Here is a 13,226-nt window from a genome sequence, read left to right as displayed (position 1 = left end):
CTCGGGCGGCCGGGAGCCGCGTCAGGCAGCGCAAGGCGACCCCCTCCGGTCATGGGGGCATGGAGGGGGTCGCTGAGCCTGAAGCCGAGCGGGTGTTACTTGACGCCGGCCTCGCGCATGTCGCGGAGCTCGCGCTTGAGTTCCTTGATCTCGTCCCGCAGCCGGGCCGCGACCTCGAACTGGAGGTCGGCCGCCGCCTGGTGCATCTGCTCGGTGAGCGAGTCGATCAACGACTCCATCTGCGCCCGGGGCAGTTCCCCCGCGATGGCCTTGGCGTGCTGCCCCGAGGCCTTGGCCACGAAGCCGGGCACGGGCGCCTTGCCGCGCGACTGCTGCCTGCCGCTGCCCATGAGCTGCTCGGTGTCGGCGTCCTCACGCTGGAGCGAGTCGAGGATGTCGGCGATCTTCTTGCGCAGCGGCTGCGGGTCGATGCCGTTGGCCTCGTTGTAGGCGACCTGCTTGGCCCGCCGCCGGTTGGTCTCGTCGATCGCCCGCTCCATCGACGGCGTGACCTTGTCGGCGTACATGTGCACCTGCCCGGAGACGTTTCGAGCGGCACGGCCGATGGTCTGGATGAGCGAGGTCTCCGACCGCAGGAAACCTTCCTTGTCCGCGTCGAGGATCGCCACCAGCGACACCTCGGGCAGGTCGAGGCCCTCCCGAAGCAGGTTGATGCCGACGAGCACGTCGTACTCGCCCACCCGCAGCTCGCGCAGGAGCTCGATCCGCCGCAGGGTGTCGACCTCGCTGTGCAGGTACCGCACCCGGATGCCGAGCTCCAGGAGGTAGTCGGTGAGGTCTTCTGACATCTTCTTGGTCAGCGTCGTGACCAGCACCCGCTCGTCACGGTCGGCGCGCACCCGGATCTCGTGCACGAGGTCGTCGATCTGCCCCTTGGTGGGCTTGACGACGATCTCGGGGTCGACCAGGCCGGTCGGCCGGATGACCTGCTCGACGACCTCGCCCTTGGCCCGGCCGAGCTCGTAGGAGCCCGGCGTGGCCGACAGGTAGACGGTCTGGCCGATCCGCTCCAGGAACTCCTCCCACTTCAGCGGCCGGTTGTCCATCGCGGACGGCAGCCGGAAGCCGTGGTCGACGAGGGTGCGCTTGCGCGAGGCGTCGCCCTCGTACATCGCGCCGATCTGCGGCACCGTCTGGTGGGACTCGTCGAGCACCAGCAGGAAGTCTTCGGGGAAGTAGTCGAGCAGAGTGTTGGGCGCGCTGCCGGCCTCACGGCCGTCCATGTGCCGCGAGTAGTTCTCGATGCCGGAGCAGGTGCCGATCTGGCGCATCATCTCGATGTCGTAGGTGGTGCGCATGCGCAGCCGCTGGGCCTCCAGCAGCTTGCCCTGCTTCTCCAGCTCGGCCAGCCGGTCGGCGAGCTCGGCCTCGATGCCCATCACCGCGCGCGCCATGCGCTCCTCACCGGCCACGTAGTGGGAGGCCGGGAAGATGTACAGCTCCTCGTCGTCGGTGATCACCTCACCGGTGAGCGGGTGCATCGTGGAGAGCTTCTCGACCTCGTCGCCGAACATCTCGATGCGCACGGCGAGCTCTTCGTACTTCGGGATGATCTCGATGGTGTCGCCCCGCACCCGGAAGGTGCCCCGGGTGAAGGACAGGTCGTTGCGCGTGTACTGCATGTCGACCAGACGGCGCAGGAGCTGGTCGCGGTCGACCTCCATGCCGACCTTGAGCCTGGCCATGCGGTCGACGTATTCCTGCGGCGTGCCCAGGCCGTAGATGCAGGAGACCGACGCGACCACGACGGTGTCACGGCGGGTCAGCAGCGAGTTGGTCGCCGAGTGGCGCAACCGCTCGACCTCGTCGTTGATCGAGGAGTCCTTCTCGATGTAGGTGTCGCTCTGCGGGACATACGCCTCAGGCTGGTAGTAGTCGTAGTAGGAGACGAAATACTCCACCGCGTTGTTCGGCAGCATCTCGCGCAGTTCGTTGGCGAACTGCGCGGCCAGGGTCTTGTTGGGCTGCATGACCAGCGCGGGCCGCTGGAGGCGCTCGATCAGCCAGGCGACGGTGGCGGTCTTGCCGGTGCCGGTGGCGCCCAGCAGCACGTTGTCCTTCTCGCCCGCCTTGACCCGGCGCTCCAGTTCCGCGATGGCGGTGGGCTGGTCGCCCGACGGGGTCATCTCGGTGACCACCTCGAAGGGCGCCACCTTACGCTGCAAGTCAGTCACCGGTCGCATGCTGCTTACTGTAGGCGGTGCCACCGACAATTCCGCCGGACTCCCGCCCCGACCAGCCGGAACGCCGCCCGCTCAGCCGGAACGGGCGCCGATCCGAGGGAAGGGCGTGATGGAGAAGACCACCTCCACCGGCACCTCGAAGAAGGCCGCGATCCGCAACGCGAGGTGCAGTGACGGGCTGTACTCGCCGCGCTCCAGATACCCCACCGTCTGGTAGTGCACGCCGAGCTCGTCGGCCAGCCGCCGCCGGCTGATCCCCCGCTCGGCCCGGAGCAGGGCGATGCGGTTGTGGACGACCTCGCTCACCACCCCCACCAGCCAAAACTCCTCGTAGCACGCATGCTCTTTTTATAGCATTCCCGCTACAGAAGCAGCAGTCCTGCTATACGGCTTGCAAGCGTTTAGTAAGTCTGGATAGATACGGTCGGAATCGCTCGTAAAGCGAAAAGAGGTGTGATGTCACGACCCAGAGAAGTCCTGCGCCAAGCCGGACAGGGCATAGCACAAGCCGTCGTCCAGGGCGGTGACGTACGGCAGGCGGTCGGCCAGGCCATCGAGCAGGCAGCCGGCCAGGCCATGGGTCAGCCGGGAGACCAGGGCCCGGCCTTCGCCCTCAACCCGCGCGACTTCGCCGCGGCCCGTGACGGCGGGGTCTCGATCGGCACCGTCATCGAGGCGCGCAGCGTCTCGCTGAACGAGGCCGGCGAGGTCCTCAGCCGCAGCTTCAGCGACTCCGCCGGCAACCACGTGATCTCGCCCGTGGTCATCCCGAAGGCCGGCACGGCCAAGCTCGTGCTGCCGCTCGCCGGGCTGGTCGCGCTCGGGCTGGTCGGCGCGCTCGGCAACGTCCTGCCGTTCGTGGACGTCTTCTTCGGCATCCACTACTGGGTGGTCCTGGCCCTGGCCGCCGTCTTCCTGTGGTGGCGGCGCAGCGTGGTCATGGTCCCCGACGGCTGCCGCGCGCTGATCACCAAGTTCGGCAAGCTGGTGCAGATCGCCGAGCCGGGCCGGGTGACGCTGTTCAACCCGTGGAAGCGGGTCAGCTACATCGTCAACACCACCCGCGAGTACCCGTTCAACGCCCCCATCCGCGAGGCGCCGACCCAGCAGGGCGTCAAGGCCAGCGTCGACCTGTTCCTGCAGTTCAGGATCGAGAACCCGGCCGAGTTCATCTTCGTGCTGGGCAGCGTCAGCGGCTTCTCCTCCAAGCTCCAGAACGCCATCAGCGAGGTGACCCGGAGCCTGATCTACGCCCAGCGCGCCGAGGACATCTACGACCTGGTGGGCGAGAGCACCCAGGGCATGCTGGAGTCGCTCAACCAGCAGTTCCTGCCTGCCGTACGGCTGACCGACGTGAACATCACGCACGCCGAGCCGTCCAGCCAGGAGTACCGTATGGACCTCGCGGCCCCCGAGATGGTCCGCGTGGCCAAGGAGGCCTACACCTACGAGTACGAGCTCCAGTTGCGCAAGGAGCAGAACGAGGGCGACCTGATCAGGGAGCTGGCCGGCCTGAACGAGCAGCTCAGCGCGATCCAGGCGGAGATCGCCGGCTACCAGGCCCGGATGGACACCGCGCTGGAGCGGGCGACCAACCAGTCCAAGGCGCAGGCCCGCCAGCGCCTGGTCGAGGCGGAGACGACCGCCAAGGCCAACTCCGCGCTGCTGGAGGCCCAGGCGCTCGACATCAGGGCGCTCAGCGCCGCCCAGGCGCCGGAGATCCTCGACTACCGCTTCCAGCAGGACCTGCTGGACAAGCTGGAGGGCGTGGCCGGCCGGCTGCCGCAGGTGGTCCAGGTCGGCGACGACACCGACATCGACTTCCTGGAGCTGGCCCGCCAGCTCGTCGGCGGCAAGGACGCCGTGCTCTTCAGCGCGGAGGACATGGCCGCGATCCGCGGGCGCCTTTCCGAGATCGGGGACCGCATCACGGAACGCGGAGCGGAGATCGCTTCGTTGCTCAAGACGGCGGCCGAACCGGACGTCCCGGTCGCGCCGGAGCCGGAGATGGAACCGGACGTCGAGCGAACCGTCGAGCGCGCGCTGCCGCAGAGGGGTGAGATCTGATGAGCCGCGAGTTCTCCAAGATCAAGGAGTCGCTGGCCTCCTGGTCCGACATCCGCCAGTTGCTGCGCGGCGGTGAGCAGGGCCAGCTCGTCCCGGTCGTCATTCCCAAGGACCGGCGCGGCTTCGCCTGGGTCGCCGTGGTCTTCCTCGCCCTGTACGCCGCCGGCTCGCGCGAGCTGCTCGGCATCGCCGCCGGGCTGTTCCTGCTGCTGGTGGCGATGGTCTGGATGTGGCGGCGGGCGATCATCGAGATCGAGGAGGGCACCACCGGCGTCTACAGCCGCTGGGGCGCGATCGTCGGGGTGCTCCCGCCGGGCCGCCACTACCTGTGGCTGCCGTGGGACCGGGTGGACGCCGTCGTCGACACCTCCACCGAGATCCCCTACTCGGCGCCGATCGTGGCCTGCCCCACGGCCGAGAACGTGCCGCTGAAGTCCATCGAGTTCTTCCTCAAGTTCCGCATCGTCGACCCGGTCGCCTTCGTCCGGACGATCGGCGCGGGCAACTTCGACCTGGTGCTCTCCAGCGCCGTGCAGGACGCGATCCGTCAGCGCGGCCGCCGGGTCAGCACCGAACGCGCCTACGACCTGCGCGGCGCCGACGTCGGCGACATGCAGGAGGCGCTCAACCGGCAGCTCGGCCGCTACGGGGTGCGCGTGACCGGCGCCAACATCCCGGACGTCCAGCTCCCGGACCAGTACCAGCAGCACCTGGCCACCCGCGAGAAGGTGGCCAAGGAGCTGTCGGCCTACGAGCGCGAGTGGGAGCTCACCCGCAAGCGCCGGATCGACACCCTGATGATGGAGATCGAGCGGGCCAAGAAGACCCGCGACGCCCGCATCGTCGAGGTGAAGGCCGCGCTCAACAAGGCGCGCAAGGATGTCGCGCGGATGCTCGAGGAGCACGAGACCGAGGCCCAGCGGGTGCGCTGGGAGATCGAGGCCCGTGGCCGCGCCGAGCTCACCGCCGCCGAGAACGAGGCCAAGGCCCTGAACCGGCTGGCCGAGTCCTACCGCGACAACCGGGCCGTCCTGCAGTACGAGCTGGCCCGCCGGCGTCTCGACGTCGGCGCCAAACTGGCGGAGAGCGCACCGCAACCGCTGGTCGTCCGCACGCGTGGAGGCGGCGAGGACTCCGCGTTGTCCACTCTCGTCCTCGCTCAACTCCTCCCCAAACTGGCCGCCAACGGCAACGCCGTCCATGGCACCACCGTCCATGGCAACTAGGAGAACCCCATGGTGTTTCGCAAGCTGATGGCCGCCTTCGGCGCGGGCGTCGAGGTCGACACGGTCCTGTCCGGCACCAGCGTGCGGCCGGGCGAGCTGCTGCGCGGAGTCGTGAACTTCCGCGGCGGCGGCTCCGACTACAAGGTCGAGGGCATCTTCATCGACCTCACCGCCGTCGTCGAGGTCGAGAGCGGCGACAACGAGTACAAGTCGACCTACAGCTTCCTGCGCCAGCAGGTGGCCGGGTCCTTCCAGCTCGCCGCCGGCGCCTCGCACAGCCAGCCGTTCGAGATCCCGATGCCGTGGGAGACCCCGATCAGCGCGATCGGCGGCCACCCGCTGCACGGCATGCGGCTGGGCGTCCAGACCGAGCTGGCCCTGGCCGGGGCGCTGGACAAGGGCGACCTCGACCCGCTGTTCGTCAACCCGCTGCCGGTCCAGGAGTACGTGATCAGCGCGCTCGACCGGCTCGGCTTCCGGTTCAAGAAGGCCGACCTGGAGCGCGGCACGCTGTACGGCTCGACCATGCCGTTCTTCCAGGAGATCGAGTACTACGCCGGCGGCCAGTGGCGCAGCCACTTCAACGAGCTGGAGCTGACCTTCCTGGCCGGCCCCAGCCAGATGGACGTCATCCTGGAGGCCGACAAGCGCGGCGGCTTCCTGTCCTCCGGGCAGGACTCCTACAACCGCTTCACCATCCGCTACACCGACGACCCCGCCACCGCCGACCAGGCGCTGCAGCGCGGCCTGGAGGCCATGGCGCGGCACCGCGGCTGGTTCTAGGTCCTTCTGTACGGCAGGCCGTACGGCAGGCCAAGGCTCCCCTCACCCTCGGGTGGGGGGAGCCTTTCCCGTTCACCGGGCCTGCACGTGGTACATCCGCTCGGTCCACGCCCGCGACCGCCAGCCCGGCACGGCGCGGTAGTCGTGCTTGCGGTACACCTCGAACACCTGCCGCTTGACCTCGGCCAGCCGCGGGTCGAGATTGGCCGGCAGCCGCGTCATGCTGTAGCCGCGATACGACCGCACCCGCACGTCCAGCCCCCTGGCCGCGGCGATGGCCAGCTTGGCCGAGCTCACATGGTCGCGGTGGTCCTGGTGCGGCCCGACCGCCCCCGCGTCGAGCGTCCGCAGCACCGTGGGCCGCAGGCGGGTGAGCAGCCCGCGCAACGCCACCACCAGCTTCCGGCGGCCCACGCACGGCCCGCCGGTCACCGGGCGCACGCACGCGTCGTCCGTCCAGAGCCGGTGCAGCGCGTCCCGCCCGCCCTCGGCCCGAGGGTCACCCCCGTCGGGCAGCCCGACGAAGACCAGCCCCACCTCCGGCCGCCCCAGCAGCACGTCCCACCAGGCGCGCAGCCCCGGCAGCTCCAGGAGCTGGCGCCGCCAACGGTTCGGCTTGCGCGCCAGGTAGGCGTAGGCCGCCCGCACGCCCTCCTCACGCTGGCGCGCGTACTCCAGCGCGTCGCGGCGGTCGTCGATCCCGGCCGCCGACTCCCCCGCCGTCAGGTACACCGTGGTCGTCGGCGCGCCGCCCGCCACGGCCCCGAACAGGTCGGGGCTCATGAACAGCAAGTCGTCGTCGGCATGCGCCACCACCTGCACGAACCGCTCCCCCGCCGCCGGCGGCCGCACCAGCGCGTGCGCCGTGTCCGGCCGTCTCGGGCAGATCGTCACCACGCACAGCGCCGCCGCCAGGCCCCCCAGGCATGCTGACGCCACAAACCTTCTCATCCCCCGCATTTCGCCCCCTGGGGGACAAAGGTAAGGAAGCTGCAAGGTTCCTGGCAATCAGCCGAAGGTCTCTGCCCTTTTTCGCAATATCGTGCTAAAGGACTAGGCGGTACCCACTAAGGTCCACGTGGCCGCCGCCACCGCCACCAGCGCCAGGCCCGCCCCGGTCAGCACGAACCGGGTCATAGGCACCCGCACGTCGTGGCGCGCGCAGGTCTCCAGCCACAGCAGGGTCGACAGCGACGCCCACGGCGTCACCAGCGCCCCGGCGTTCGTCCCGATCAGCAGGGCGAACACGAGGTCGGGCTCAGTCACCGGGATCGCCGTCTGCGTCGCCAGGTAGGCCGGGACCGCGTTGACCAGGTTCGCCAGCACGGCTCCCACCGCCGCCGTCCGGTACGGCTCCGCAGCCGTCACCTCCGCCATCGCCCCGGCCAGGCCGTACTCACCGAGAGTGGCGACGATCAGCACCAGCCCGGTCACGAACGCCGGCAACCGCCACGGCAGCAGTCCCCACCCCAGCGCCGCCCGATCCCGGACCACGAAGGCCACCACCAGCAGCGCCGCCGCCCCGCAGGCGGCCAGCCAGGGCTCCACGTCCAGCAGCACCGCCACCGCGAACCCGGCACAGGCCACCCAGGCGGCCGCGGTCAGCACCCGGTCCTTGGCCCGCTCAGCCTCGGGCGGCACGTAGCGAGGCTCACCACGCTGCCGCAACCGCCAGTGGAACACCCACAGGAACACCATCGTCACCCCGGCCGCCGCCGCCTGCGGCAGCCACATCCGGGCGGCGAACTCCCCCGCCGACACGTGCAGCCGGTCGCCGGCCAGCAGGTTCGTCAGGTTCGAGACCGGCAGCAGCAGCCCGGCGGTGCCGGCGAGCCAGACCGTGGTCATCGCCAGCGGCAACGGCGAGATCCCGGCCCGGGCCGCGAGCGCCAGCAACACCGGCGTGACCAGGACCGCGGTCGTCTCCAGGTTGAGGAAGACGGTGGTGAGCGCGGCGAAAGCCGTACAGAGCAGGAAGAGGACGACGTAGTTGCCGCGCGCCACGACGGTCAGCCTGGCCGCGACCAGCTCGAAGACCTGCGCCCGCCGGGCGAGCTCGGCCAGCACCACCAGCGCCGCCAGGAACACCAGCGTGGGCACGACCCCGTCCAGGCTCTCCACCACCCGTTCGAGCGGCAACAAGCCGGTCAGGAGGGCGAGGACGCCGAGCGCGAGCACCGCCGCTGCGGTCCGGTCGAGCCACCCCAGGCGGTTCAGGAGTCGATCCTGGCTTCGATCATCCGGCGCGGGCCGAGCTCGATCCGGGTGAGCTTCTCCTGGGCGTTGGTGAGATCCTCGATCAAGGTGCCCATCGCCGGCGGCCGGGACAGGTTCTTGATCCGGATGAGGGTGTCCACCTCGTGCGCCCGCTTGATCGCCGCGGACAGGTACCCCGACAGCGCGGCCAGCCGGGTGTCCGGCGGGTGGACGAGACACTTGGCGGTCAGCGCCTCCAGATCCCGCAACGCCTTCAGGCTGTCGGACGACAGGACGGCGAACGCGCCCCACAGGTCGTCGATCGACTCACGCTCGAACTGCAGGACCAGCGCCTCGTACGTCTCGTTCCTGCGCTGCACGGCCTCGCGGACGTCCCGCAGCACGTCACCCAGCTCGGAGCGGATCTCCGCGCTCAGGACGTAGGTGCTCTGCGCCTCCGGGCTGTCGGCCGCGCGCTCGAGGCTGATCACGTTGGCCAGTGCCTCGTCCAGATCGTCGAGGATCACCCGCAGCAGCGGGGCATTCAGGTAGAACCGCGGATCCTTCGACTGCAGGTCGTAGAACTCCGCCGCGCGCCGGCCCGCGGCGACCACGTTGCGCTTGACCAGCGCCAGGTCGGAGTGCACGCCCTTGGCGTGCAGCCGCTTGGCGAGCTCGTCGTCGAGCTCGGCGGCGATCTCCGACGTCTTGCCCTCGCGGATCATCGCCAGGGCGGTGTCGACGCCCTTCCTGCTGAACGCCCGGGTGAAGCAGACGCTGGTCCCGCCGAGCAGGAGCCCGAGGACGAAGGACGGCTCGGCCTGGTAGATGTGCTGCAGGTTGGCCTTGGCGATCAGCGCGATCAGCACCACGAGCACCACGCCGAGGGCCAGCCAGAGCATCTGGGCGATGGTCATGCGCCTCAACCATCTGGGGGGTGCCGGTTTGCTCAAGCGTGTTACCACCCTTTCACCGAGGCCCCATGATCCCCACGCCGTTTCACCCCCGTCAACCGCTTCCACCACACTCCCTCTGGGCCCCCAGACCCAACGTGAGGGCTCCGGATGGCCGGCCTAGGGGTGGCTGGGGCCCATGGGTTGGTACGGCCGGCATGGGCACTCCAGGACCCGCCCGGCCCCTTGGGTGGCCGCCTGGCGCGCCTTTACGTTGTAGATTTCCTGGCGACGAGCTGCTCCCACACCCGAGCCACCTGCGCCTCCAGCTCCTCGATCGACCCCTCGTTCGAGATCACCACATCCGCGACCGCCAGCCGCTCCTCCCGGGAGGCCTGCGCCGCGATCCGGGCCTTGGCATCGGCCTCCGGCATCTGCCGGTACTCCCGCAACCGCGCGATCCGCGTCTCGTCGGAGGCGTCCACCACGATGACCACGTCGTACAGCGGAGCCAGCTTGTTCTCCACCAGCAACGGCACGTCGTAGACGACCACCGCCCCCTCGGCCGCCTGCCCCTGCAGTACCGCCACCCGCTCCCCCACCAGCGGATGCACGATCCCGTTGAGGGTGGCCAGCTTCTCCGAGTCGGCGAAGACGATCGCGCCCAGCCTCTCCCGGTTCAGCGACCCGTCCTCCCGGAGGATCTCCTCCCCGAACGCCGCCACCACCCGGGCCAGCCCCTCGGTCCCCGGCTCCACCACCTCGCGGGCGATCCTGTCCGCGTCGATGATCACCGCGCCCCGCTCGCCCAGCCGCCGGGCGACCTCGCTCTTGCCCGACCCGATCCCGCCGGTGAGCCCAACCTTCGTCATGATCGTCACCCTACGCTTCGCCGGAGATGAACCAGGGTCAGGTGCTCGTCCATCCGTTCCCGATGGGTCTCGCGGTAGCCCAGCTTGCGGTACAGCCGCAGGTTCCCCTCGGACAGATGGCCGGTGAACAGGTCGAACGCCCGAGCCTCGACCGCCTGCTCGTGCAGCGCCCGCAGCAACGACCCGCCGATGCCCTGCCCCTGCCGATCCGGCGCAACCACCAGCCGCCCGACCAGGCACGCCGTCCCGGCCATCCGTCCCCGGACCGAACCCACGATCCGCGCCTCGTCCACGGCCTTGAGCACGAGCCCGGTCTCGATGAACTTCCGCACCTGCTCCACCGACTCCACCAGCGGCGGGATGAACGGGTCACCGTACAACTGCGCCTCGGTCACGTACGCCGCCCGCGTCAGGGTGAGAATCTCGCCCGCGTCGCCCGGGACCGCCTGCTCGATGCGCATCACTCGGCCACCATAGTCGGCTGGAGATAGGGCCTTGCGGCGACCCGGAAGAACCGGAAAGTCATCATGATCGTCCCCACCAGGCCGATGAGCCCGAGAAGACCGGTCAGCAGTCCGACCGACAGCACCTGTTCGGCCACATAGGCGGCGAGGTATCCCCCGGCCACGGCTGTGCGGGCCACGTCCAGGCGCCGGGCCGCATGGGTGTCGCCGCCGTCGTTCGCGCGTCGCGTCACGGCTCCGGCGATCAACCAGAGGCAGTAGGCGGGGAAGACGAACAGGAGATCCGCCGGGCGGAAGGGCAGCAGGTAGTACGCCACTGACAGCGCGGCGGTGACCAAGGCGGGCAGGAAGTCGCGCGCTCCCGAGCGGACCAGCAGGCCGAGACCCACACCGGTGACCGCCCAGCCCGCGGCCGCCGTGTAGCCGGTCACATCGATGAGCTGAGGCCCCAGGAAGACGGCAAGGAGGTCGCCCGAGAACGGTAAGAGGAGGTGGAGCAGAACACCGGTCGCCACCAGGGTCAGTGATCGCATCGAGGGACTCTATCGGCGCCCCGCTCCCCCGGAAGAGGGCCACGCTGCCCCGGCAGAAGGCCACGCTCCCGAGGCGGAAGGCCCCGCTTCTCCAGCAGAAGGCCCGCTCCGCCGGCAGAAAACCGCACTCCTCCGGCAAAAGACGGCCTCACCTCCAAGACCCCGCCACACCCGCGCCCCCGCACAGCATCTCCGGCCCCCGGGAGTGACCCGCCACGGGCAGGGCGCCCACCCGCAGCCGGCCCGCCACGGGCGGGGGCGCTTACCCACAGCCGACCCACCCGCCGAGCGCGCCGGCCCCAGACCTCCTTGTCGCCGGTATAGGCCGGTCCCCCGGAGATGCCGGCCGCCCGAGCAGGACCGGAACAGGTCGGTCCCCCGGAGATGCCGGCCGCCCGAGCAGGGTCCGCGGCCATCCGGAGCAGGCCGGGAATGCGGGAAGGCCCCGCACCCATCAAGTGGGTGCGGGGCCTTCCGCGTGGAGCTGTTACCGCTGGAGCTACTAGCTCTGACCGCCGGCGAGCTTCTCGCGGAGAGCCGCGAGCGCCTCGTCGGAGGCGAGGGCGCCCTGCGAAGCCGGAGCCTGGGTGGTCGGCGCGGTCTCGCCGGTGTAGGTCGAGGGCACCTCCCCGGCCTCAGCCTCGGCCTTGCGGGCCTCCTCGATCTGCTTCTTGTGCGCCTCGAAGCGGGTCTGGGCCTCGGCGTACTGCCGCTCCCACTCCTCACGCTGCTTGTCGAAGCCCTCGAGCCACTCACCCGTCTCGGAGTCGAAGCCCTCGGGGTAGATGTAGTTGCCCTGGTCGTCGTACGTGGCCGCCATGCCGTACAGCGTCGGGTCGAACTCGACCTCGGCGCCGGCGCCCTCGTTGGCCTGCTTGAGCGACAGGCTGATCCGGCGACGGTCGAGGTCGATGTCGATGATCTTCACGAAGATCTCGTCGCCGACCTGGACGACCTGCTCCGGGATCTCGACGTGGCGCTCGGCCAGCTCGGAGATGTGGACCAGGCCCTCGATGCCCTCCTCGACCCGGACGAACGCGCCGAACGGCACCAGCTTGGTGACGCGGCCCGGCACGACCTGGCCGATCTGGTGGGTGCGGGCGAACTGCTGCCACGGGTCTTCCTGGGTCGCCTTGAGCGACAGGGAGACGCGCTCGCGCTCCATGTCGACGTCGAGGACCTCGACCGTGACCTCCTGGCCGACCTCGACGACCTCGGAGGGGTGGTCGATGTGCTTCCAGGACAGCTCGGACACGTGGACCAGACCGTCGACGCCACCCAGGTCCACGAAGGCACCGAAGTTGACGATCGAGGACACGACGCCCTTGCGGACCTGGCCCTTCTGGAGGGTGTTGAGGAAGGTCTGGCGGACCTCGGACTGCGTCTGCTCGAGCCAGGCGCGGCGGGACAGAACCACGTTGTTGCGGTTCTTGTCCAGCTCGATGATCTTGGCCTCGAGCTCGCGGCCGACGTACGGCTGCAGGTCACGGACACGGCGCATCTCGACGAGCGACGCGGGCAGGAAGCCGCGGAGGCCGATGTCGAGGATGAGACCACCCTTGACGACCTCGATGACGGTGCCGGTGACGATGCCGTCCTCGTCCTTGATCTTCTCGATCGTGCCCCAGGCGCGCTCGTACTGCGCGCGCTTCTTGGACAGGATGAGACGGCCTTCCTTGTCCTCCTTCTGGAGAACCAGGGCCTCGACGTGCTCACCGACCTCGACGACGTCCGCGGGGTCGACATCGTGCTTGATCGAGAGCTCGCGCGAGGGGATGACACCCTCGGTCTTGTAGCCGATGTCGAGAAGAACCTCGTCTCGATCGACCTTGACGACGGTGCCCTCGACGATGTCGCCGTCGTTGAAGTACTTGATGGTCTCGTCGATCGCGGCGAGGAAGGCTTCCTCGGAACCGATGTCGTTGATCGCGACCTGCGGGGTGGTCGAGGTGGCCTCAGTGCTGGACGTCATGTGTGGAATTGCTCCG

12 protein-coding genes are annotated in these 13,226 nt (G+C 69.6%); 3 read left to right on the top strand and 9 right to left on the bottom strand.

Annotation, left to right across the window (positions count from 1 at the left end; translation table 11 throughout):
* Window positions 1-95: 95 nt before the first annotated feature.
* Window positions 96-2,204 (bottom strand): excinuclease ABC subunit UvrB, encoded by a 2,109-nt coding sequence (gene uvrB, locus AB0I67_RS18505; RefSeq protein WP_357924632.1) that lies wholly within the window; start codon window positions 2,202-2,204, stop codon window positions 96-98.
* Window positions 2,205-2,276: 72 nt separating this feature from the next.
* Window positions 2,277-2,510 carry a helix-turn-helix transcriptional regulator gene (locus AB0I67_RS18500; protein WP_357924629.1) on the bottom strand — a complete coding sequence of 78 codons (234 nt, stop codon included), beginning with the start codon at window positions 2,508-2,510 and terminating at the stop codon, window positions 2,277-2,279.
* A gap of 150 nt (window positions 2,511-2,660) precedes the next feature.
* Here AB0I67_RS18500 and AB0I67_RS18495 point away from each other — a divergent pair, with 150 nt between their 5' ends.
* From AB0I67_RS18495 to AB0I67_RS18485, 3 genes are read left to right on the top strand one after another with little or no spacing between them, the layout of a single operon-like run.
* On the top strand, window positions 2,661-4,271 hold the full coding sequence (locus AB0I67_RS18495; protein WP_357924626.1) for an SPFH domain-containing protein: 1,611 nt from the start codon (window positions 2,661-2,663) through the stop codon (window positions 4,269-4,271).
* Window positions 4,271-5,497 carry an SPFH domain-containing protein gene (locus AB0I67_RS18490; RefSeq protein ID WP_357924623.1) on the top strand — a complete coding sequence of 409 codons (1,227 nt, stop codon included), beginning with the start codon at window positions 4,271-4,273 and terminating at the stop codon, window positions 5,495-5,497. The genes AB0I67_RS18495 and AB0I67_RS18490 overlap by 1 nt, the downstream gene beginning before the upstream one ends.
* Before the next feature lie 9 nt (window positions 5,498-5,506).
* On the top strand, window positions 5,507-6,280 hold the full coding sequence (locus AB0I67_RS18485; RefSeq protein ID WP_357924620.1) for a sporulation protein: 774 nt from the start codon (window positions 5,507-5,509) through the stop codon (window positions 6,278-6,280).
* A gap of 72 nt (window positions 6,281-6,352) precedes the next feature.
* On the opposite strand, the gene AB0I67_RS18480 is transcribed toward AB0I67_RS18485, so the two are convergent.
* The 7 genes from AB0I67_RS18480 to rpsA form a co-directional block, all read right to left on the bottom strand.
* The gene (locus AB0I67_RS18480) at window positions 6,353-7,231 is read right to left on the bottom strand and encodes a PIG-L family deacetylase (protein ID WP_357924617.1); all 879 of its coding nucleotides are present in this window, start codon (window positions 7,229-7,231) and stop codon (window positions 6,353-6,355) included.
* A 102-nt stretch (window positions 7,232-7,333) separates the two neighbouring features.
* The gene (locus tag AB0I67_RS18475) at window positions 7,334-8,488 is read right to left on the bottom strand and encodes an SLC13 family permease (protein WP_357924880.1); all 1,155 of its coding nucleotides are present in this window, start codon (window positions 8,486-8,488) and stop codon (window positions 7,334-7,336) included.
* Window positions 8,489-8,493: 5 nt separating this feature from the next.
* The gene (locus tag AB0I67_RS18470; RefSeq protein ID WP_357924615.1) at window positions 8,494-9,393 is read right to left on the bottom strand and encodes a hypothetical protein; all 900 of its coding nucleotides are present in this window, start codon (window positions 9,391-9,393) and stop codon (window positions 8,494-8,496) included.
* Between the two features lie 245 nt (window positions 9,394-9,638).
* Entirely contained in the window at window positions 9,639-10,241 is a 603-nt protein-coding gene (coaE, locus tag AB0I67_RS18465) for a dephospho-CoA kinase (RefSeq protein WP_357924613.1), read from the bottom strand.
* Between the two features lie 5 nt (window positions 10,242-10,246).
* On the bottom strand, window positions 10,247-10,702 hold the full coding sequence (locus tag AB0I67_RS18460) for a GNAT family N-acetyltransferase (protein WP_357924878.1): 456 nt from the start codon (window positions 10,700-10,702) through the stop codon (window positions 10,247-10,249).
* On the bottom strand, window positions 10,702-11,238 hold the full coding sequence (locus AB0I67_RS18455; protein WP_357924610.1) for a hypothetical protein: 537 nt from the start codon (window positions 11,236-11,238) through the stop codon (window positions 10,702-10,704). The genes AB0I67_RS18460 and AB0I67_RS18455 overlap by 1 nt, the downstream gene beginning before the upstream one ends.
* A 502-nt stretch (window positions 11,239-11,740) precedes the next feature.
* A complete protein-coding gene (gene rpsA, locus AB0I67_RS18450; RefSeq protein ID WP_357924606.1) occupies window positions 11,741-13,210 on the bottom strand; it encodes a 30S ribosomal protein S1 in 1,470 nt (489 codons plus the stop codon).
* Between the last annotated feature and the right edge of the window lie 16 nt (window positions 13,211-13,226).

It is taken from the genome of Nonomuraea sp. NPDC050310, from assembly GCF_040655795.1.
Classification (GTDB): Bacteria; Actinomycetota; Actinomycetes; order Streptosporangiales; family Streptosporangiaceae; genus Nonomuraea.
The sequence above is the reverse complement of the archived record's forward strand: the minus strand, read 5'-3'. Positions and strand labels throughout refer to the sequence as shown.